General features: G+C 65.3%; 18 protein-coding genes and 1 pseudogene. 4 read left to right on the forward strand and 15 right to left on the reverse strand.

Features of this window, described 5'->3' with window-relative positions; translation table 11 throughout:
* Positions 1 to 90: 90 nt before the first annotated feature.
* The 4 genes from ABIB45_RS21415 to ABIB45_RS21430 form a co-directional block, all read right to left on the reverse strand.
* Positions 91 to 789 carry a GOLPH3/VPS74 family protein gene (locus ABIB45_RS21415; RefSeq protein WP_354217865.1) on the reverse strand — a complete coding sequence of 233 codons (699 nt, stop codon included), beginning with the start codon at positions 787 to 789 and terminating at the stop codon, positions 91 to 93.
* A 430-nt stretch (positions 790 to 1,219) separates the two neighbouring features.
* Positions 1,220 to 1,792 carry a hypothetical protein gene (locus tag ABIB45_RS21420; protein WP_354217866.1) on the reverse strand — a complete coding sequence of 191 codons (573 nt, stop codon included), beginning with the start codon at positions 1,790 to 1,792 and terminating at the stop codon, positions 1,220 to 1,222.
* Entirely contained in the window at positions 1,779 to 2,348 is a 570-nt protein-coding gene (locus ABIB45_RS21425; RefSeq protein ID WP_354217898.1) for an RNA polymerase sigma factor, read from the reverse strand. Before ABIB45_RS21425 ends, ABIB45_RS21420 begins: the two co-directional genes overlap by 14 nt.
* A 182-nt stretch (positions 2,349 to 2,530) precedes the next feature.
* Positions 2,531 to 3,244 carry a DUF4397 domain-containing protein gene (locus ABIB45_RS21430; protein ID WP_354217867.1) on the reverse strand — a complete coding sequence of 238 codons (714 nt, stop codon included), beginning with the start codon at positions 3,242 to 3,244 and terminating at the stop codon, positions 2,531 to 2,533.
* Positions 3,245 to 3,557: 313 nt separating this feature from the next.
* Here ABIB45_RS21430 and ABIB45_RS21435 point away from each other — a divergent pair, with 313 nt between their 5' ends.
* Positions 3,558 to 3,815, forward strand: coding sequence for a hypothetical protein (locus ABIB45_RS21435; protein ID WP_354217868.1), 258 nt, complete (start codon positions 3,558 to 3,560; stop codon positions 3,813 to 3,815).
* Between the two features lie 312 nt (positions 3,816 to 4,127).
* Here the strand turns inward: ABIB45_RS21435 and ABIB45_RS21440 are convergent, their stop codons facing one another.
* Positions 4,128 to 5,621 (reverse strand): polysaccharide deacetylase family protein, encoded by a 1,494-nt coding sequence (locus ABIB45_RS21440; RefSeq protein WP_354217869.1) that lies wholly within the window; start codon positions 5,619 to 5,621, stop codon positions 4,128 to 4,130.
* 95 nt (positions 5,622 to 5,716) lie between these two features.
* A pseudogene (locus ABIB45_RS21445) lies at positions 5,717 to 5,928 on the reverse strand (IS630 family transposase); the annotation flags it as partial.
* Between the two features lie 814 nt (positions 5,929 to 6,742).
* On the opposite strand from ABIB45_RS21445, the gene ABIB45_RS21450 reads away from it, so the two are divergent.
* Positions 6,743 to 7,522: a type 1 glutamine amidotransferase domain-containing protein gene (locus ABIB45_RS21450; RefSeq protein ID WP_354217870.1), complete on the forward strand. Its 780-nt coding sequence runs from the start codon at positions 6,743 to 6,745 to the stop codon at positions 7,520 to 7,522.
* A gap of 757 nt (positions 7,523 to 8,279) precedes the next feature.
* Positions 8,280 to 9,254: an MBL fold metallo-hydrolase gene (locus ABIB45_RS21455; protein WP_354217871.1), complete on the forward strand. Its 975-nt coding sequence runs from the start codon at positions 8,280 to 8,282 to the stop codon at positions 9,252 to 9,254.
* Between the two features lie 1,001 nt (positions 9,255 to 10,255).
* On the opposite strand, the gene ABIB45_RS21460 is transcribed toward ABIB45_RS21455, so the two are convergent.
* The 8 genes from ABIB45_RS21460 to ABIB45_RS21495 all read right to left on the reverse strand — a co-directional run bounded on the left by ABIB45_RS21460 (position 10,256) and on the right by ABIB45_RS21495 (position 18,473).
* Positions 10,256 to 11,182, reverse strand: a complete 927-nt coding sequence (locus ABIB45_RS21460) for a ferritin-like domain-containing protein (protein WP_354217872.1) — start codon at positions 11,180 to 11,182, stop codon at positions 10,256 to 10,258.
* 460 nt (positions 11,183 to 11,642) lie between these two features.
* Positions 11,643 to 13,490 (reverse strand): glycoside hydrolase family 15 protein, encoded by a 1,848-nt coding sequence (locus ABIB45_RS21465; RefSeq protein WP_354217873.1) that lies wholly within the window; start codon positions 13,488 to 13,490, stop codon positions 11,643 to 11,645.
* Between the two features lie 188 nt (positions 13,491 to 13,678).
* Positions 13,679 to 14,683 carry an Rv1681 family radical SAM protein gene (locus ABIB45_RS21470; protein ID WP_354217874.1) on the reverse strand — a complete coding sequence of 335 codons (1,005 nt, stop codon included), beginning with the start codon at positions 14,681 to 14,683 and terminating at the stop codon, positions 13,679 to 13,681.
* The gene (locus ABIB45_RS21475) at positions 14,677 to 15,489 is read right to left on the reverse strand and encodes an Rv1680 family SBP-like protein (RefSeq protein WP_354217875.1); all 813 of its coding nucleotides are present in this window, start codon (positions 15,487 to 15,489) and stop codon (positions 14,677 to 14,679) included. Before ABIB45_RS21475 ends, ABIB45_RS21470 begins: the two co-directional genes overlap by 7 nt.
* Positions 15,486 to 16,637, reverse strand: coding sequence for an Rv1679 family acyl-CoA dehydrogenase (gene fadE16, locus ABIB45_RS21480; protein ID WP_354217876.1), 1,152 nt, complete (start codon positions 16,635 to 16,637; stop codon positions 15,486 to 15,488). Before fadE16 ends, ABIB45_RS21475 begins: the two co-directional genes overlap by 4 nt.
* Positions 16,637 to 17,014, reverse strand: a complete 378-nt coding sequence (locus ABIB45_RS21485; protein WP_354217877.1) for an Rv1678 family membrane protein — start codon at positions 17,012 to 17,014, stop codon at positions 16,637 to 16,639. Before ABIB45_RS21485 ends, fadE16 begins: the two co-directional genes overlap by 1 nt.
* Positions 17,011 to 17,547 (reverse strand): TQO small subunit DoxD, encoded by a 537-nt coding sequence (locus tag ABIB45_RS21490; protein WP_354217878.1) that lies wholly within the window; start codon positions 17,545 to 17,547, stop codon positions 17,011 to 17,013. Before ABIB45_RS21490 ends, ABIB45_RS21485 begins: the two co-directional genes overlap by 4 nt.
* 698 nt (positions 17,548 to 18,245) lie before the next feature.
* Positions 18,246 to 18,473 (reverse strand): hypothetical protein, encoded by a 228-nt coding sequence (locus tag ABIB45_RS21495; RefSeq protein WP_354217879.1) that lies wholly within the window; start codon positions 18,471 to 18,473, stop codon positions 18,246 to 18,248.
* Positions 18,474 to 18,498: 25 nt separating this feature from the next.
* Here ABIB45_RS21495 and ABIB45_RS21500 point away from each other — a divergent pair, with 25 nt between their 5' ends.
* On the forward strand, positions 18,499 to 19,077 hold the full coding sequence (locus tag ABIB45_RS21500) for a hypothetical protein (RefSeq protein ID WP_354217880.1): 579 nt from the start codon (positions 18,499 to 18,501) through the stop codon (positions 19,075 to 19,077).
* A gap of 258 nt (positions 19,078 to 19,335) precedes the next feature.
* Here ABIB45_RS21500 and ABIB45_RS21505 read toward each other — a convergent pair whose 3' ends face one another.
* Positions 19,336 to 19,800 (reverse strand): hypothetical protein, encoded by a 465-nt coding sequence (locus ABIB45_RS21505; protein WP_354217881.1) that lies wholly within the window; start codon positions 19,798 to 19,800, stop codon positions 19,336 to 19,338.
* Positions 19,801 to 19,956 lie beyond the last annotated feature (156 nt).

Here is a 19,956-nt window from a genome sequence, read left to right on the forward strand (position 1 = left end):
TGCCCACGATTCTCCCAGCCGCCCCTACGAGGACATGGTTATTCTGTCGGCGTTTTAAGAATTAGGGCCTGTCATTTCTGACCCACGCACCTAGACGGGCGGTTCAGCCGCCAATCTGAGATCGCGGAGTTCGTCCTGGACTGCACGGGACGGCCAATAATCACCCGTCAGGTCCTGAATCCGGTTTTGATGCGCTGCCGGGAAGAGCTTCTCAAGCAGTCCTGCCGCGTGAAGGAGTGCGATCAGCGCACGGGTCCTGGGATCGGTTTCCGCGTGAGCAGTTTGTGCGGGTTCCGAATCCGCGGCAGAGGGACCGGACGCCGGCTCGGCCCGGCCATCGCTTAGCGCCGACTCAATCCTCTTCAGGAGCGCCGCCTCTGGAGCATGGTCCTTCTCCGGGTACCGCACGATCTTGAACACGCCGAGGTGCTTTTCGCCGACTTTATCCACGATGCCGCGAGAGGCCAGGCTCTCGTAGACACGTTGCACTTCGGCGCGACCCTCCAGCATTGAGACCCACCTTTCGGGAGAGTGCGGACGGGATTTGTGGCGGATGATCTCCAGCTCGTGCTGGAGATGCGTTTGCGGCTCTGTACCGGTGGCCCGGACATTTTTCCCCTGCAGTTCGATTGCGCCAAGCAGGTCCAGTTCGGCCAGGATTGCCCCCGCCACAGCGATCCTAAGTAAGTACGGCGGCAGCTCGGGTTCGCCGTCTATGTCATTCGTTGCCAGGATGAGGAAGGCCTCTGGAAGGCTTAGTTCCTCTGCCTTAGGTGTTTGAGCATCCATAAGATCATGCTCCCCCCGTCCGGCGTCCATCACAACCAGTCTCGATGATTCATCGAAAATGCCTGTGGAGGGCAACGAGTCCCCATTCCTTGGCCCGGGGTGCGAGTTTGAACCACGGTGACTGTGACAGGTTTGGATGGCCCCGGTGTGACGGTTGCAAGTGGCCCCGCCGCTGTCTGCTGGCAGGAAGCCGAGGCTTCGCGGCGGTGTCATGGACTAATCCCAATGTTGTTCGCTTAGCCGTGGGGTTCGGGTGTCAAGATTCTCGTGTGGAGTGTCGCGGGGTAGGTGCGGCGGTCGATGTCGCGGGCTTTGGCGCGGTATTTCGAGATCGCGCGTTTGATCACACGGGGCCGGGACCGTGTCCGGCGGGCCGGCAAGAGATCGTTCAGTACGGCGGCTCTGTCAAGCCCCGGGTTTGACACTTGGCCTATGCGTCTCCGCTCCCGGAGTGCGGGGGCAGCGGAGCCAGGGACGTTTGGGCGAGGATGATGGATAGGGGACCGGACTGGGTAGAGGCGGGGGCAGGGGTGCCGTTGTGTTCGAAGACTCCGGCGGCGGTCCATTCGGCGGTGCCGAGAAGGATGCCGGCGGCAGCGGTGGCAGTCCAGAGCCAGGGACGGCCATGCCGGTTCCCGGAGTCTGGCCGCATCGGAGCCTGCGCCGGGCCGGGACCCTGTTTCAGTGGCACTTCCGCCGCTTTTGGCCTAACGGCTGGCCTCCCCGGTGCGACAGGGGGACCGGCGGCGTGGTGGCTCAGGGGATCCGTCGCGAGGGTGGGTGAAAGCCCGAGGGCCTGGTGGACGGCGGCCCAGGTCTGGCCGCTGGGTACCTCGAGTTCGATACCCGCGAGGTCGAGGGCGGCAATGTGCACGGTGTGTTGCAGGCCTCTGAGGGTTTCGCAGCACTCCGGGCAACTGGCGAGGTGGTCTGCGCCGGCGGGTGTGCCCAGAGGCTCGCGCAGAGCGAGCAGACTGAGAAGGTCCGCGTTAAGGTGTTCCATGTTCCACCTCCAGGCGAGTCCGCAAACGGGTGAGGCTGCGCCGGATGTGGCTTTTGACGGTACCGAGCGGCAGGTTCAGACGCGATGAGATCTGTTCGTGGGTCAGGTCTTCGTAGAACGCCAGCCGCATTATTGCCTGCTGTGGATCCCCTAAGTGCTCCAATTCATCGTCTAGGGCCACACGGTCGGCTAGGGCCTCAACACCCCCCGCGTCCGGGCCGGGAGCGGGGACACTAACCAGGTGAATGGCCGCTTGTTCCAGATGGCGCTGGCGGGAGCGAGCGGACAGTGCGTCGGAAATGGCATTGCGCGTGATTCCGATCAGCCACGCCGGCAACCGCGCCGCCTCAGGGCGGTAACTGGTCCGTGATTTCCACGCCCGGATGAAGACCTCCTGGGTTACGTCATCGGCTGCGGGCTCTCCCAGGGATCTGAGCGCCAGCGTGTAAACCAGCGGGCTCAGCCTCCGGTACGCCTCCGCGAGGACGCGTTCGTCGCCCCCGGCAAACGCGTGGTCGAGGCTGGCGTCCCATTCGTGCGTGGCGGTAGCATCCAGCGGGTGCTCCTTTGAGCGTCGATGCCCTTGTTGAAGCACATTATGCCGCTCCCGCCGGCGATCCGCCATGGTTGAACGGCGTGGGCGGCCCGGAATGTCACCGTGCGCGTGCCAGTGGGGCCGCTGTCGACACGGCCCCACCGGGTGACCGAAGGGATGGCTGCGAGAGCTCCCGAGGGCTACTACTCGTGGTTGTCGTGCCCGCACAATGAGGAGTCCACGACCTGTACGGCGACTCCGAGGTTTTTCATGGCCAGGCTTCCCCAGGCATAGACGATGGTGTTTTTACCCTCGGTAATCTTGACGTCCGCGGGGCCGATCAGCGGGGCTGTGGTTCCCGCGGCTGCTACCGTGGCGGAGACGGTTCCTGCCATGAGGGTGAGGACCTCCTCATCCGGGTTGGTGAGACCCTCAATAATCGTGGTCCCGCCGGCCAGGACATCGACGGCCGGGGCGGCGGCGACGTGCCGGACGGTCAGCTTGCCCTGTCCGTCCGGGCTGGCGGAGGTGTCATTGGTGAACAGCGTGGCCGTGGGGCTGCCGTCGGCGGCCAGATGCGCAACCGCAGTGTAGTCCTGGCCTGCTCCTAGGTCCACTGTGACCGGCCCGATCACTGGGTTGTCGGCGCTGGTAGCGTTGTCGCCGGTGATGGCAATCTCGTGGTCTCCGTCGGGGACGTTCAACGGCCCGGCCAACGTGCCCGGCTTGAAGTGATCCAGAGTGAGCTTGCCGTCAACCCAGACGTCCACGGTAAGACCCGGGACTCCATGGAGGACGGACAGTTTGGCCGTGCCGTCGTCGCGGTGATGCCAGGTGCCAGCCTGGGCCGGGCCGGCCAAGGCCAGTACTGCCAGCATTGTCATCGCTCCGGCGGCTGCAGAGAGTGTCTTGCGCATTCCAACTCCTCATCGAGGCCCGCATAGGGGCTGTGGTTGTGCTTACACCCTTACTACCGGCCGAAGGCCACTCCCGGATGCACCTGCACGGAAATTTCTTTGGCTTGCCCTGGCCGCTCCAGGGATTGTCTGTGTCTTCGTCAGGGGACCACGATGGTCGCCCCGGCGGTCAAGAAGTCACAGGGGCCGCAGGGTCAGGTCCCCGACAGTGAGTTTGGGTCACTGCGTGTGGCGCTGCCGACGGTGGTGGCCAGCACAGGCGCAGCCGCCGCGATGGCCAACGTCAAAGCGGCGGCGGCCCTCGCGTGCTCAGGTGGCAGTAGACGGTGGCGCGGCTGGCCCCAACGCACTTCCCGATGTCGGCCGCGGCCATAGCGGCCCTGGTGCGCTCGGCCAGCTGCTCGACCTCGAGCTGGGCGAACGCGGACATGACGGTAAGCGTGGCCTGCCCATGTGCCGCGTTGTGCTGATGCCTTCGGTTACGCACCTGCGGTGCTGGAGCAGCAGGTGCCTGGTAGTCCGGTACACCGCCACCTCCGCCGCTGCCATCGGAAGCCACGAACTGGTCTGACGAGGACCGAATGCGACGCCACGGAGGGCTGGAATGGGCGCGTAGCCCACGATTTAAGTTTCTGCGGGGCACCCCAACCGGACGCCCGCGGCCATGGAAAAGCGCTGAGCTGGACCGCCACATAGCTCTGACAAGACAACGCCAAATACCGCCGCGATTCAACGTCGAACAGTACGAGCTCGTAAACTCTGCTCCTCAGTAGAGAGCCCGTAGGCTAGCCAGCGGCCGTCTCCCCTGAAGGGGAACCCTGAGCTGGGCCAATCGGACCTCAGCCCGCAGATTAGAGGTTCCCTCGGGGCTGGATGGATCGCCTCAGGGCTGGGTGCGCCCGGGGCGTGACCGGTAGGTCTGGCCGGGGTTGAGGGGAATCCCGTCGAAGAGCTGCTGGATGGTCACTAGGTGGTATCCCTGGCTCTGAAGGTTACTCATGAGCTCTGCCTGGCCTGCGATGGTCGTGGGGTGAACGTCGTGCATGATCACGACCGCGCCGGGGGTGATTTCCTTGAGCACTTTGGGAACGAAAATGGCCGGGTTCTTGCTCAGCCAATCCTGCGAGTCGACTGACCAGAGCATCAGCGGCATTCCGACGGTCCCCTGCACGGCGGCGTTGGTCGCCCCGTAGGGCGGGCGCATGAATGTCGGCGCGATACCGGCGGCGGCCTTGATGACCGCGCCGGTCCGGTCGATTTCACTCTTGATTGTCGCGGCAGAGAGCCTGGTCAGGTTGGGATGGCTGTAGGTGTGGTTGCCGAGGGCGTGGCCCGCGTCGGAGACCTGCTTGGCGATGCCCGGATTCTTGGAGGCGTTGACGCCCTGCATGAAGAAGGTTGCCATCGCGTTCTTCTCTCGGAGGATGCTTAGCAGTTGCGGCGTCGTTTTCGGTTCCGGGCCGTCATCGTAGGTCAGGGCGGCACAGGGGACCAGGTCGCAGTTGACGTGCTTCAGTCCGGCTGCCGTGGCGGGTGGAACTGCCACCGGGGCCTGGGAGCGGACCTGATCCAAGACCTTGCGCCCGAAGTCGCTCAAGGCATTCCCGGTCTCGCTCGTGCCGATGGTGACCATGGCCGCCTGCGCAAGATGGTCGTGAATGCCTTTGGCTGGGGTGCTGACCTGCATGGTCCCTTCCGGATCCAGGAGCAGATCCTGCAGGATCCCGCCCTCGGGCGGCGGCACGGCTCCTTGGTCTGCTGCCGACGATACGACGATGGCCCGGATGCCAGGGATGCCGTCGGGGCGCAGCAGGTCGGTCGCATTGTGTACTTCTCCGGTGCTCGTATCGGCGTAGATAGTACGGGAAGTGTTCGTCCGAGAACCGTCCGCGGCGCTGTCCTGTTCGGATTCGCGGAGCACGATCACCGTTCCGGAGGCCTTTACGGGCTGTGCCGTCAGCGTGATTCTGGGGCCGGATCCGGCTGGCTTGCCAGTGTTCAGTGTCATCGCCGGCCGGTAGTGCCCCATCTTGGCGTCCAAGACGCCGAGCAGCCAGGAATCCAGTTGGGCGTTCAGTCCCGGCATTCCGTCGATGTAGGTCCAGGACGCCGTCACCGGCAGCGGGGTGGCGACGGTCAGGGACATGGAATAGGCGTTCGGGATGCTCAGTGGAGCCGGTGGCGGCGGACCAGTTGCCGGCGAAACAGTTACCGGCGCGTGGGCTGTGGACGCGGTCGTGCCGTTCGCCGCTCCGGTGATCCCGGTCGTGATTCCTTCGCCGCAGCAAAGGAGCGCGAGAACAGTGAGCAGGCCCAGCGCCGTGCGCCGGAACGAGGAGGCCTTGGGGCCGACCCGCGGGTAAGAAAGGTGTCTCATTAGACGGGCTTCTTCCCTGGACTCGCATGACTTCTCTATTGGCCGCGCGGAAGGAACAGCCAAACAAAATCTTACCCACACCGCACACCCGGACCCTCCACGGCGCGGTGTTTCCGATGAAGGGAGGAGATCACGGACCCGTCGGCGGTGTTCAGGGCCGCGAAGAGGGTCGTGGTTCCTGCCGGACGTAGTCGTGGGTTCGCTTCTCGGGCATCATCGGGAACGCCGGCTGGGAACCGGCCAGCGACTGGACGTGGGATTTCTCGTCCACGCGGAGCACCACGGTCGATTCCGGCGGGTTCAGGTAGGGGCGCTGCGGGCTGAAATCCTGGTCCGTGGCCTGTCTTGGGCGCTTCACGGGGTTTCTGGCCGTCGTTCAGGCCGGTTTCCGCGTGACAACGTCGGGCGGGCATCGTTAAGGGAGTTGTACCGCCAGCCGATACCCAGGTCCCGGCCGGCCCCTGTGATGTGCAGCAGTTGCCCGGCCAGGACCACGCTGCCGTTTGTCGGGGTCCACTAGATCGCCGTCCTGTCGGTCAGGTGCCGTGTCACCATCGATGCCGCGGACCGGTTCCCGGACTTGATCCCGTCAGGCGCCGACGCCGGCGGCAACACCATCGGCCCCATGCCCAGTGCCGGGGCGGCCGAGACTTCCACACCCGATATCCGGTGCGGTGCGCTGGCCGGTGCCCGACCCGGCGGCTTCACTGTCACTGGTGCAGCCGCGCCGGCCTGCGCAGCAAGACCGCTCAGAACCACAGCGGAAAGAATAAGACCTGACAAAAGTGACCGTAAAGCAGCCATGCTGCGCCCCCAATTTGATGTGCTCCCCAGTGAGCAACTCGCGCTCCCCAGTGAGCACAGGATGATCATCTGCGACAGGACTCCCAGAAGGCACGGGGCTTGAGGACCAATGCTCGGGAAAGTCCCGCTAAGCCGATCCCGCGCGGTAACGATGGGTGCCTCGGTTCGTTGAGACTGTATGGCTAAACATGAATATCTGACTGCGGCCGAGGAGGCCTGGTACGGGCGATTCGAAGCGCAGACGACTACGTCTAGAGGGGGAGGGAGGATCTGAATTGTGGCTGGGCGTAGGGTGGGTTAGACGATAGGAGCACTTCATGAAGAAAATCCTCATGGTACTGACCAGCGTTTCCGAGATCGGCGATACGGGCGAAAAGACCGGCTACAACGTGGCCGAAGCTGCCCATCCGTGGAAGGTCTTCAAGGATTCCGGGCATTTCGTCGACTTCGCGTCCATCCAGGGCGGCCAGCCCCCGCGCGACGAGGTGGACTCAGAAGATCCCATCCAGGTCGCGTTCACGGAGGACGAGACCACGCGCGCCGGTCTCTACAACACTGCCCGCGTCGACGTCGTCGATCCGGACCAGTACGACGGAGTCTTCCTCGTGGGCGGCCATGGCACCATGTGGGACTTCCCGGACAGCGAAGGCTTGCAGAATCTGGTGGCCAGCGTCTACAACGCCGGCGGCTTGGTGGGCGCGGTCTGCCACGGACCGGCCGGCCTGCTGAACGTGGAGTTAGAGAACGGGCTTCGCCTCGTCGAGGGCCGGAAGGTGGCCGCCTTCACCAACGAAGAGGAGGTTGCCGCTGGGAAAGACAAGGTCATTCCGTTCTTTTTGGCAGACCGCCTTGAGGAACAGGGCGCCACTCACGTCTCCGCTGATGTCTTTGAGGAGAAGATCGTGGTTGACGACCGGCTTGTGACCGGCCAGAACCCGGCTTCAGCCGCCGGCGTGGCCAAGGAGATGGAGAAGCTCTTCGCAGAGGTCATCCACCAGGAAAAAGCCGAGGAACAGCACGAGACGGAGGCTCTGCGCGCCGAAAAGGACGCCGCGAAGAACGCCAAAAATCCTGCTGCGGCCGGCACCGAGCACTAACGCCCGCAGCGCACTGAAACTGGCGGCCGCCCCGGCGACGGGGTGGCCGTCAGTTGTCGTAGGTGCGCCGGCAACCGCACTGTTCAACGCATCGCCGACCTGATTCAGGTTCCGCGCTCCACGATCTACGGCCACCTCAACAAATCAAACATCGGACGACGGCCCACGCTTACTGGGGTCCGGCGTAACAGCAGCTGCGGCCCAGAACCCCTGACATCTGGCCCCACCGGATTAGGGTGACTTTCCCGAGCGTTGGTCCTCAAGCCCCATTTAATCCGCCCTCAACTAACGCCGGAAAGTGTCTCGTAGAGGGCCCCCCAAAAGAGACACCCAAGCCGCCATTCCCGACTAACAGTCACAGCGTGTTGCCGGCAGGGGTGTGGGTAGATGGTCGTTTTCCGACACCCCTTAATGCCCGGTGTCGTTCCCGTTGCCTCTCAGGCTCTTTTCTTAGCCTGTATCCACCGATCCGGTTCGGGGTCGTGCTGAATCCTGAAATTTGCCGGGTTTGTGTTGTGGGCGGGAGTCATCGACCGGCCTCGCTGTCGGTGGCGTTCCACATTGTGTTCCTGGTTGCGCCGGACCGGCTGGATGGTCGGGTCTACGCTGTTTGCGGTGGTGCGTGGGTGGCGGTGAAGAGGTTTTCCCACCCGAATGCCAGGGCCAGGACTCTGGCATTCGGAGCCGTATTTGTCGGGCGCTGGAAGCGATCCGGGCCGGGACGTTGATGAGCCTGCGGGGAACGGCGGGAGGCCCCATGTGGTGGACAGGTGAAGGCGCCGGACGTCGTTCCGGGATATCCACCGCTGTGCTCGTCAGGGACCGGACCTATCTGGTCGATTGCGGGCACGGCGTGGGCCGTCAACTGATGCTGGCAGGAATCGGCATTTCGTCCATTAAGGGTATTTTCCTGACTCACCTGCATTCGGATCACACGATCGATCTCGGCTCTCTGGCGATTTTCGGGTTGTACGAGCTGTCCAGGGGTGACCGTATCAAGGTGCTGGGGCCCGGAGACAGAGGGCTGCTCCCGGCCGTGTCTGAACGGGCGATCCAAGCACCCGAACCAATTTTTCCGGCAAGACCAACGCCGGGCACAGTCTCCCTTTTCGATTCCATCATGCAGGGCTACGCCACGGATCTGAACGACAGGATCTTTGACACCCTCCGACCCTCACCCTACGAGTTCTTCGACGTCGAAGATATCAGCGTGCCGGAGGGAATTGGATACCACCCCAATACCAACCCCACCCCTGACATGAAACCCTTCGAGATCTTCGCTGACGAGGTTGTGACGGTAACGGCAACCCTGGTCCGGCATGCACCCATAGCACCAGCATTCGCCTTCCGGTTTGACACCGCCGAAGGGTCCGTAACCATCTCCGGAGACACCGGCCCTTGCCGCAACCTCGTACGCCTGGCCGCAGGAACCGATCTGCTGCTGCATGAAGCCATTGACGTTGACTGGATCTACCGCGACCGGCCCGGAGTCCCGGCGGACTCCGTGCAGGCCGCAATCGACCACCACAACAACGCACACACCTCTGTCGCGGACTGCGTCCGGATTGCTACCGAAGCCGGCGCCAAAGCCCTGGCCCTTCACCATCTGGTTCCAGGGACCAGCCCCCGCGAAACCTGGCGGCTCGGAGCCCAAGGCTTCGACGGCACATATCTGGTACCAGACGACCTTGAAGAGATCTCGTTCGCCCGAAGTTCCGTAGCTCATCGGTAGCGGTAGGACTAAGCGATGACGCGCCGGTAAGGTTCTGGAAACCCACTGGCGCGTCCGGACCCAGCAATCCAATAAGTCTGACCGAGAGGCGCCAAAGTCCAACTAGAAGAAATTAACCCACCGACGAACGCAGGTTCCGTGGTGGCGCCCAGCACTACTAACCAAGCCAGCGATGACTGGAACGAGTCCAAGTAGCTGATCCCGACATTAGGAGGGCCGGCGTTCGATGGGCGACTTGCAACGACCCGAATTGAAGCGGCTACGACTGGCCATACCAGCAGCCATCCGGCGACAACGCTGAGGCTATGCTCCGTTTGGGTTCTCTTTAAGCTACGAATTGGCCACCATTTTCCGCTGACAGCTACATATCGTCACAGTGCACACCGGGCCAGCTTGGCCTTAGGCCCGTCTCAGTAACCGATCCTTTGCTGAGATGGCGAGTGGGCGAAGGCCGTGACTCGAGTGGACCGCAGACGACTGCCGAGGGAGGACCATGCTGGTGCAGGCGGCTTCTGAAGAATTGCCGTTAGTGCAGGGGACTGTTGACGTCGGCGTGTCAGAAGTCCTTTGCACCGGGGCCGTTCTTCCGCATGGCCTGGTGCAGACACTTCTGCAAATGACATTTCAGCACTGAATCGGCAAGGCGAAATGACTGGTCAGTAAGGGTCCTCATTGACGCGCCCAGGCGAGAGTCCCCAGCCCCGCCGGCCGGGGCCGGCAACCGAAGGTTGCCTATGGCGAAGGCGTCACGGACAGCGGTGGAAGGCTGCGATCAAGGCCGCAACGATCAGGCCCGACCAGCAGACCTGACCCTGCCGCTGGCAGGGTCAGGTCTGCGATTATGGTCTGGACCGATCATCGAGCCGAGACCGATGGCGGGCGCATCCAATATGCCCAGCCGACGCCGTCCATACGGAAGAGGACTGAGCGCCCTACGTCAGCTGCCCGACCGATGAGATGTTCTTGCCCGCCCTCGTCGATCGCCTCAGGATGAATGCGCCTCAGCTGCCGCCGCTCCTCTTGAGTTTTCCGTTGACGCCGTCAGGGAAGAATCCGCCGGATTCTACCGATTCCGCGGTCAGGTAGGCGATGTTCAGGACCTGCGCGGGGGTACGGCTGAAAGCCAGGGCGTTAGCGTCGGCGGGCACGAGGTTGGCTACCTCGTCGGTTCCGATGCCCTGATCAAGGTCCGTTGTGCCGTCGAGGCTGTCGCGGGCGTCCGAGATGGCCTGCGCGGGTTCCTGAAGGTCCAGGGCGTACATGGTGGTTCTGATAATGCCGGCGTGGTAAGCCTCCACGGCAAGGATGCCGGCAGCCGCCTCGAGGTAGGTCTTGTTGTCGATGAACGGGGCAGCACCCTTATAGGCCGTGACGCCGACGTCTTCAAAAATGAAAGCCCCGAGCAGGAAACTGGTTTCGTCCGCGAACGGGCTGAAGGTCTGGCCCGCGGTGATAAGTCCGGCGGCGAGAGCGGCGGCGGTAAAGCTTGCATCAAGATCGATCGGCGGGCGGGCCACCGCCGCTTTGCCCAACGCGCTGCGTAGGAACCGGACATGGGCCTCTTCATCTGCTGCGATCTCCACCGCGTACTTCTGGATCAGGCTGCCGGCGGTGAACGGGACCTGGCTGCCGCCGGTTACGCCGCCCTTCTTTCCCTTGCCGTCCGTGAGGCTGTCGGCCAGGCCTTCGCCCGTCACTGCACGCAGGTAAAATTCGGCCTCTAGGTATTCCAGGTTCAGTGCGAAGTTCAGGATTGCCGAATCACTGGGTCCTTCCTGATCGGTGTGGGCGGCTGCAGACGTGGCAGAGAGGAGCGCCACCGTGCCGCCGATGCCTGCTGCGCCCGCGGCCCGGAAAAGCCTGCGGCGGTCAAGGCTGTTTTCCGCGCTCCGGGCCATGGCGTTGGTAATGAATTTCTGGTCGAACATTCGGTTCTCCTGCCATTCAAATGTAATGGCGGGGGCAGGACTTACTCCTTTAGCGCACCCCAGCGCTGCGACACCCTCGTCGCCACGGCCTGACCGGCCATGATAACTGTCAGAGTACTATCCGCGACTACGCCGAGGATAGAGCCGAGTGTCATCCGGAAGTCGCCTGCGCTGGGTCTTGTGGGATTGCGGGGGCAGTGCAGGCGACTTCTGCTACCGAAACGTTTGAAGTCGCCCGCACCAAGCGCCACCGATGCTGGGTACAGGCGCCAGCGCCAGCGCGGCATAGGCGAAGATGAACGCCGCCGGCCCCTACCAGCTGGTGGTGCCGAAATAGTTCTGGAGCTCGCCGACCGACGGGAGTGTAAAGACCAGTGTCGCGGCGGCTGCGGCGGCGACGAGAACCACCGGTATTCCGAGCCGAATCACCGCCCGCCGCCGTCTGCCCGCTACAGCCACGTCACGGGGTGTCCCCGGCGCCGGCGGCAGGGGCCGGGTTTTCGTCCTCGGCGGTGTGGATGGCCCAGGCTGCGTTGACGAGGCCGATATGGCTGAAGGCCTGCGGGAAGTTTCCGAGCAGCTCGTTGCTGTCCGGCGCGACTTCTTCGGCCAGCAGGCCCAGGTCGGTGGCGAAGGCCGCGGCCCGTTCGAAGACGGTCCGGGCGCGCCGGGTCTGCCCGGCCAGGGCCAGGGCATGGGCCAGCCAGAAGGTGCACAGCAGGAACGTGCCTTCCTCCCCGGAGAGCCCGTCGTCGCCCTGGTACCGGTACACCAGGCCCCTGCTGTCGGTGAGCCGGTTCTCGATGGCGTCGATCGTTGCCAGCATCCGGGGATCATCGGCGGGCACGAACCCCACGATGGCGAGCATCAGGGCCGAGGCGTCGAGGTCCTCGGAGCCGTAGGCCTGGGTGTAGGCGTTGGCTGTCTCGTTCCAGCCGTTCGTGCGGATCGAGTCGGCCAGCAGGGCCCGGGTCTGCACCCAGTGGGGGACCCGGTCTTCCGCGTTCAGGATCCCGGCGAGGCCGATGGCCCGGTCCACGGCCACCCAGCACATCAGCTTTGAATGAAGGTAGTGCCGGGGTGCGCCGCGGACCTCCCAGATGCCCTGATCCGTGGACTGCCAGCGCGATGCTGCCGCGTCGGCCGCATCGGCAAGGAATTGCCGCGTCCCGGGCTCCAAATCGTCAAGGTACTCCGGGAGGGTGGCGGCGGCGTCGAGGAGTTCGCCGTAGACGTCGAGCTGGCGCTGGTCCCAGGCGCCGTTGCCCACCCGCACCGGGGCGCTGTCGCGCCAGCCGGGGAGGTGGGCCAGTTCGCGTTCGGTCAGGTCCCGTTCCCCGCCGATGCCGTACATGATCTGCAGCTCCTCGCCGTTGCTCAGCCGGCTGGCGGTTGCCGTCGCGAGGAACTGGAAAAATTTCCCGGCCTCGTCCGGACAGGCGGCCACCCATAGTGCCTGCAGGGTCATGCTGGCGTCCCGGATCCAGGTGTAGCGGTAGTCCCAGTTCCGGGTGCCGCCGGCGACCTCGGGCAGGGAGGTCGTTGGGGCGGCGACGATCGCGCCGGTCGGATAGAACGTCAGTGCCTGCAGGATCCGGCCGCTGGAAGCGACCAGGTCCTGCCAGGGTCCGTCGTAGTTTTGATGCAGCTGGGACCAGCTGTCCCAGCCCTCCAGCGTGTCCTCCAGCCGGCGGGCGATGTCCTCCTGGCTCCAGAACGCCGGCGGTACCGATCCGGCGTTCTGGTGGTGAAGCGCGAATCCCAGGGCGTCCCCGGCACGGAGAACCGGCTTCGCAATGGCCCGGCCATCGTCGAGTGCGAAGGGGACCGGGGTGGAGAAGGCCAGCACGTCGGCCCCGCCGCGGACCAGAAGGCCGCCGGGGGTTCCGTAGAGAAGAGGCCGGATCAGCCCGTATTCCGGCCGGGGCGCGAACGTCACCTCCATCTCGACTTCGCCGTCGATGCAGGCCACCTGGCGCAGCAATGTGCCGGGTGCCCCGGCGCCGAGTTCGTGGCCCCGGTTCCCGTCTCCCAGGACCAGGGCATCGGTCACTGTCAGGGTGCCGCCGGCTGTGGTGTGGACCGTCTCGAGGACCATCGTCGGGCCGAGGTACCGCCGGGTTGAGGAGTGTGGGGCCGCCGGCCGGATCGACCAGTAGCCCGCGTCCTCGCCCAGGATCCGTCCGAACACCGACGGGCTGTCAAAACGGGGGAAACACAGCCAGTCCACCGAACCCGCGGCGCTTACCAGCGCGGCGGAGCGGCAGTCCGAGAGCATGGCGTAGCTGGCGATGGGCTCACTGTTCATCGGGACACCCTTCCTGCTTCACGCGCAGATCATCCGCCTCAGCATGCTGACGGGGATCCTGGCGTGGACGGCAAGAGTCACGGCCGAGAGGACCTCGCCTCCCTGGAGGGCGCTGCGGGGGGCGGTGCTTCCGGCGTCCCCGGCCCGGGGATGCCGGCGCCGGGTGACCCGGCGCGCGGCTAGTGTGCTCAGGCGCAGGGAAACCATTGGGTAGCGGCGTTGGCGCGTGCGCGGTAATCACTGAATCGGCGGCGGACCTCGGCGATGGCCGCGGCCAGCGGGAAGATTTCGGCGGTGACGAGTTGGTCGGTGTCGTCGGCGCTGACGGGGTGCCAGTAGACGCCGTCGGCGGTGACGGTGACTTCGGGGATGAGCGATTCGATGGTCAGTTCCAGGCCTGCGTCAGCGTTGCCGCGGTGGGCGAGGGCACGGATGACCTGGTCAACGGGCGCGATGCCGAGGGAGTCGAGGAAGGTGTGGAACTGCTGGAGTTCGTTGTTCTGCCCGGCGGGCAGGGTTGCGGCGACCCTGACCCGGAATCCTTCGTCCTGCGCTATCTGGATGCCGGCCACGGCCCGGGCCCACGATCCGGTCCCGCGGTGGCTGTCGTGGGTGTCCGGGGTGGCGGAGTCGAGGCTGATCTGCAGCGCGAGCCTGGTGCGGTCCATCCTGCGCAGGCGTTCGAGCCGGTGGCCGCGGAAGAGCATCCCGTTGGTCAGCAGCGTGGTCGGCAGCGCTGCCGTGCATGCTTCCACGAGGTCATCGAGGTCCGGCAGCAGGAAGGGTTCCCCGCCGGTGAGCAGCAACTCGCTGACCCCGGCCCCGACGGCCTCGCCGGCCAGCCGGCGTACGCGGTCGATGCCCAGGGCCCGGCGGGCGGTCTGCGGTGAGGAACGGGCGCAGCAGTAGTCGCAGGCCAGGTTGCAGTCGAAGTTCGTGTACATCCATAGCCGGGTCCCTGGCATCTGCCCGGACGCCAGCGCGGCGAGCGGGTCGGGGGCGTGGCCGCGGCGGATGATGGCGGCCCCGTCGCGGACATCGAGGAGTTCGTTGCCTGTCCGGGCGCACCATGCGGCCACAGTCTGCGTAAGCGGGCCCTGCTCGCCGGGTCCCAGCGGCACGGTGACCGTGGCGCCGTCAGCCGCGGCGGCGAGGCGCTCGACCAGATCCAGGACCATGCCGTGGTTTACCATCGGGGCCCGATGCCTTGTTCGTGTACGGCTTCGAACAGCGATTCGTATCCTTCCAGCCGGGGGGCCACCCAGCGGCGGAGGCCTTCCATTTCCAGGATGGGCCGGTGTGAGGGGTTGTCCCAGTCCATCGCCAGCAGGTGCTCGACCCAGGGTGCGGAGCGCTCCTCGGAGAGGGCGGGCAGTGCGGTGAAGTTGCAGTGGCTGTAGAGCGGGGATTCCCAGAACACCTCGAGTGCCCCGGGCATCAGCTCCTCGCGTCCGATGGCTTCCCAGGTGTTGACGCCGATCGCGGCGGCATCTGCCTTGTCATCGAGGACCGCGCGCAGGGCATCGAGTTCGCTGCGGCCGGTGTCGCCGTGTTTGCCGACGTCGCTGTTGATCCGGAGTAGGTCCACGTCCCCGGTCCCGAGCCCCGCGCGGGTCAGGAAGTGGACAGGTAGGATCGCGGCCTGCGCCGAATCGCGGGACCCCAGCGCCAGTCGGCGGCCCTTTAGGTCCTCCAGGCCGCCCAGCCCGGTTCCGGCACGGGCCACGAACATTGTCCTGAACATGGTGTCGGTGTCCCGCATGGCCAGCGCCCGGCAGACGCCATTGGTCTGCGCGACGGTGCGGACCCAGGCCAGATTGGTGTTCCAGGCCAAGTCGATCGTGCCCTGAAGCAGCGAATCCACCTGCCGCCCGTAGTTGGAGAACAGCACGAAATCCATTTCGGCGGGGGTGCCGGCGAAGTAGTCCCGGATGCCCTCCCAGATGGTGACCACGTTGGGGGTGTAGGCGACTGAGCCCACGATCAGCGGGGCCTTCACGCCGGGGCCTGCGCCGTGACGGACGGCTGGCTCTCGAACAGGGGCTGTCCGGTGATGGCCCTGCCGTAGAAGTCGTAGAGCACGTCGGCGGTGGGGGCCATGACGTGGCCGGCCCGGGCGTCGCGGAAGTATCGGTCGATCTGCAGGTGTTCTGAGAACGCCGCGCCGCCGCAGACGCGCATCGCGGCGTCGGTGATGCGCAGGGCCGCGTCGTTGGCTGCCGCCTTCACCCCGAGCACGTGCAGCATGGTGTCCTCGCGCGGTTCGGCAAGCCGGCCAGCGGCCTGTGTGAGGTAGGCGGCGGTGGAGGCCAGCTCGATCGACATCCGGGCCAGCTGGGCACGGATGGTCGGCAGCGCCGAAAGGCTTTCGTCCAGATGTTCCAGCCGGGCGGCGCTCGTGTGCCGGATGGCGGCGTCTACCGCGGCCCGGGACAACCCGACCGACACGGCAGCGTTCCCCAGGTTGAACCACGGCAGCACCGTCTGAAGCATCAGGTCCAACCCGGCGCCGGCCGCACCGAGGCGGTAGCTCTCGGGCACCTCGGCGTCGAAGGTCATCGGGGTCGAGGCGTTGCCGCGCAGCCCCATGCCACGCCATCTCCCGGCCATCTCGACGCCGGGTGTGGACGCCGGGACCGCGAACAAATCAACGCCGTCGGCATCCGCCGTCAGCGTCGAGACGATATAGACATCGGCATGACCGGCAGAGGTCACCCAGCTCTTGACGGCGTTCAGCCGCACCCCCGCACCGTTGAGCCGTGCCCGGGACACGGGCGCCCAGAAATGCGACCTGGATCCGGCCTCCGAGAACGCCAGCGAACCCAGGGCCCTGCCACCGGCCAGATCGGCCACCACGTCCGGCAGACCCGGGGGTGGTGCGGCCGCCACCGGCATCGCGGCACTGACATGCATTAGATAGATCATCGCAGTCGACCCGCAAACCCCGGCCAGGGAACCCAGGACGTCGACCAGTTCGTGCGGGCCGCCACCGAGACCACCCGCCTCCGCCGGCAGCGTCAGCCCGAGCAACCCGGACTCCCGCAGGGCTGCGACGGCTTCCTCGGGGAACCGGGCATCGGCGTCGACGTCGCGGGCATGGCCCCCGGCAATGGCGAGTACCGGATCAAGCCGTGCGTTCAGGTTCATCATGTCTTCCTGTCTGTGGCCGTGGTGAGGGGACGCCGTGTCAGTCCGACGGCGAGCAGCCCGAACCCCAGACCGCCCATCAGCGCCAGGGTGGAACCATTCCCGCCGAGCCAATTGACTGCCTGGCCGGCCTGCAGCAGCTGAATCATCGCGGCCGCCACGAAACCGGCACCGGCCACGATCACGAGAACACGGAGGCCCAGCACCCCGCCGAGCACCGCGATCACCCCCAAAGCCACGATCACGATCAGGCCCGCACCGCGGACATCGATGAGGTCCAACGGCGCCGGTCCGCCGGTGGAGAAGGCAAACAGGGAGCCCAGCAGTGCGGCAGCGCCCAGGACAACCGTGGCCCGGTCGAAGCGATGCCCGGTCATGACAGCCTGGCCAAGAGCGCCCCAAGGCGTCCGGTGGATTTCTGCCAGCCGGGGCGCAGGACACCGTCGACCCCGAAGCTGCGCCCGGCGGCGGTGGCGAACACCGCGATGTGCGTAAGGATCATCAGATAGTAAGACCAGTGCCATTCGTTGGGTGCGTTCAGGACGGACAGCATGATCGCCAGCGACTGGGCCAAACCGACCGCCGCCCAGAACCGGGTGGCAAGCCCGATCAGCAGGAACGCACCGAGACCGGCCTCGATGAGCAGCGTCATCCACCCGAAAAAGGGGAAATTCGGCAGCACCACGTGTTCAACGAACCATGCATAAGGGGGGAATACCGGGCGGTCAACCGCGAAACGGGTGAAAAAATACAATCCCGTGTTCGCGTGCTCACCGAAGTCCGGGGGCACTTTCCACCCCACGTTCTGAATCCACAGCAGCGCCACACCGATCCGCAACGCGGCGACACCCCCACGGGCAAGCCGTGACTCCCCGCCCGCCTCAACGGGGGCGGCCGTCGTAGTAGCCATGAACGGCACCTTTCCCATGGCTACTATTAGGGACCCGCGGCCGGTGACGCGCAACATCAAAGTCCTTACATATCCCGAACGGCTTCCATATACATACGGCAGGCAGGGTGCCGGGGCGTATAGGCGTGGGCGGCTGGATCGACCAGGGGCGGGGACCAAGGCGCGAGAAACTGGGCGCTAAAGCCGTTTGGGAGTGTCAGATAACGATCGTTCGAGTACTTCCAGCTGAGAACGGTTGCCATCCTGGCGGCGGCTACACATCTGCTCGTCGTTGGAGAGGTAGCTGCGTTGGGCGGTGGCGCTCCGGGGTCGGAGATACCGGACACGCTCATACATTTTGCTTCCGCCTCAATCGGGAACGGGCCATCCCACCTGTGCTGGGCTGTGAGTGCTAAGAGGAATGGCGCTTTTTCACAGTCCTGGCACAGAGCCGAAAGGAAACCCGGTGGTAGAACGCAGGGAAAGTGAACCGATGGGCTTCGGCCTTCTTCGGACGATTTGTGCGTCTTCGACAGCCCGGCAACTGACCCGGCATCAGCGCGCGTGCGCCCTGACGTCCGCAGGCGCGGCCGGGGTGGCGGTCCCGGAAACATGCTAGCCGTGCCGGAGGAGTCCGAGGAGTAGAAGCAGCACGCCGGCGGCGGTCCAGAGTCCCAGGGCCAACCACTGGGGTGAGGTATCGGCCTGCGGGAAGTAGCTCAGGGAGCGCTGCAGCGTGGCAGACGAGTCGGGGACGAATCCTTGTCCGAGTGCGCCCCAGGGTTCCGGGAGGAATTCCAGCGGCGCGTTGGCTCGGCGAGTCCGACGATTACAGCGGCTGTCTCAGCCAGTCCCAGGCCGATCGCCGCCGCGTTGGCCAGGGCGTCGTTCTGCAGGAACCCGAACCAGCCCTGCAAGATGCCGGTAAGTAGGGCGCCGAAGGACACTGCGTGGATTCCAACGGCCGCGGGCTTGCGCCACGGGCCCAGGCACCATGAGCGTGATGATGATGCCGCCCAAGATGCCGCCGATCACCATCGGAAAGGCAGAAGCGGTGATGCCGACTCCCCGCGTGTCCGACGCCGCGAGCAGGGCCGCATCCGAGACGGTCACCTGCGGCACCGGCTTTCCCTGGAGGGCCGGGACGCCCTGCAGGACCTGCGCCTGGAGCTGCTGGTTCACGGCCGCGGTGAGCTGTCCGATCAGCTGGGCAGAGACGGGACTGAAGGCGGTGGAGTTGATGACCTCCGGCAGCAGGCCGGCGGCAGGGTTGCCGAGGACCACAGCACCTGCGGCCTTGCGCGTCTCCAGAAGTTCGACGGCGGCGACTCTGTCAGCCACTTCGCCGGCTATCTGGCGGCCTGGTACCGGGCAGCCGGTGCTTCTTCCGATGAGGCGCAGAACAACGCACTCACCGCCGCACCGGTGTATCTGGCCTTGGCGCAGGGGTTCATCCTGCAGTCCGCCATCATGGGGGACTTCGACATGGCCGGCTACTTTGAGGCCGTGGACCGGGTCACCCGTCTCGACACCGGAAGCAGCCCCGCCTGAACGTGGCGGATCCTGCCTGGGGCCGCTTCAGAAATCGGAAAAATCGTGTGCTAAGGGCGTGCTGTGGCAGGTATCCGCAGAGTTAGCTCAAGAAATGGAAGAGGACAACGCCCGGTTCGCCAAGGCGAACGCGTCACTTAGCGTCCGGAAGGGGAACCTCCATCGGGACGCCTCACCATTCTGAAAGCGGATGGTAGCGCGGCTCGTTTCCCACACCGGGACAGGCCCCGCGTCGACCTCTGCTGACGCTTCCGTAGCTCAGGCCCGCCGTGGAGGCCTGGTGAGGAGGAGCAGGATCGCCGAAGTCACGACAACGGCCGCGAAGACGGCGGCCAAGTGAATCCACAGTGCCGCACCGTTGTACATGGTCATACCGACTGTCAGCAGCGCGGCCGCCAGAAGCGCGGTGACCGCCTTGTTTTCTCGCCGAAGGCCGGCAAGAAGCAGCAGCGATGGAACGGCGTACCAGGTCACACTTGCCGGGCCCATCGCACTGATCTGGGTGATCACGGACGCGCTTCCCGGAATCACGCTAACCAGCGGCTCGAAGAACATCGAAGCGCAATGGAGAATCAGACCCGCCAGACCGGCCGCTGTCAGGCCCAGGTCCATGGGGGTGAGCTGGGTTGCCAGCCTTTTCGGGGGCAGTCCCGGTACCAGAAGCCGGGAGAGTAACAACGACAGGACAACGACGGCGAGCCCCACCACATACACAGTCGACATGTGCACAGACTACAGAGTGCGGCGCGAGGGAATGCGGTCTGCCCTCCATGATCCAACGGCTGCCATGCCCCATGCGATGAACACTCCTCCACTTCGCATCCACAACACGCGGCGCCCACGCCAAATACCTCTGCGATTCACAAATCTCTTCAACGA

The sequence above is a fragment of the Arthrobacter sp. UYCo732 genome (assembly GCF_040547265.1).
Lineage (GTDB): Bacteria > Actinomycetota > Actinomycetes > Actinomycetales > Micrococcaceae > Arthrobacter.

What these genes read in the sequence shown, in the direction of transcription:
- ABIB45_RS21415 (WP_354217865.1), bottom strand. Translation starts at nt 789, where the DNA reads ATGGATGCTCAAACACCTAAGGCAGAGGAACTAAGCCTTCCAGAGGCC.
- ABIB45_RS21420 (WP_354217866.1), bottom strand. Translation starts at nt 1,792, where the DNA reads ATGGAACACCTTAACGCGGACCTTCTCAGTCTGCTCGCTCTGCGCGAG.
- ABIB45_RS21430 (WP_354217867.1), bottom strand. Translation starts at nt 3,244, where the DNA reads ATGCGCAAGACACTCTCTGCAGCCGCCGGAGCGATGACAATGCTGGCA.
- ABIB45_RS21440 (WP_354217869.1), bottom strand. Translation starts at nt 5,621, where the DNA reads ATGAGACACCTTTCTTACCCGCGGGTCGGCCCCAAGGCCTCCTCGTTC.
- ABIB45_RS21450 (WP_354217870.1), top strand. Translation starts at nt 6,743, where the DNA reads ATGAAGAAAATCCTCATGGTACTGACCAGCGTTTCCGAGATCGGCGAT.
- ABIB45_RS21455 (WP_354217871.1), top strand. Translation starts at nt 8,280, where the DNA reads ATGTGGTGGACAGGTGAAGGCGCCGGACGTCGTTCCGGGATATCCACC.
- ABIB45_RS21460 (WP_354217872.1), bottom strand. Translation starts at nt 11,182, where the DNA reads ATGTTCGACCAGAAATTCATTACCAACGCCATGGCCCGGAGCGCGGAA.
- ABIB45_RS21465 (WP_354217873.1), bottom strand. Translation starts at nt 13,490, where the DNA reads ATGAACAGTGAGCCCATCGCCAGCTACGCCATGCTCTCGGACTGCCGC.
- ABIB45_RS21470 (WP_354217874.1), bottom strand. Translation starts at nt 14,683, where the DNA reads ATGGTAAACCACGGCATGGTCCTGGATCTGGTCGAGCGCCTCGCCGCC.
- fadE16 (WP_354217876.1), bottom strand. Translation starts at nt 16,637, where the DNA reads ATGAACCTGAACGCACGGCTTGATCCGGTACTCGCCATTGCCGGGGGC.
- ABIB45_RS21485 (WP_354217877.1), bottom strand. Translation starts at nt 17,014, where the DNA reads ATGACCGGGCATCGCTTCGACCGGGCCACGGTTGTCCTGGGCGCTGCC.
- ABIB45_RS21490 (WP_354217878.1), bottom strand. Translation starts at nt 17,547, where the DNA reads ATGGCTACTACGACGGCCGCCCCCGTTGAGGCGGGCGGGGAGTCACGG.
- ABIB45_RS21505 (WP_354217881.1), bottom strand. Translation starts at nt 19,800, where the DNA reads ATGTCGACTGTGTATGTGGTGGGGCTCGCCGTCGTTGTCCTGTCGTTG.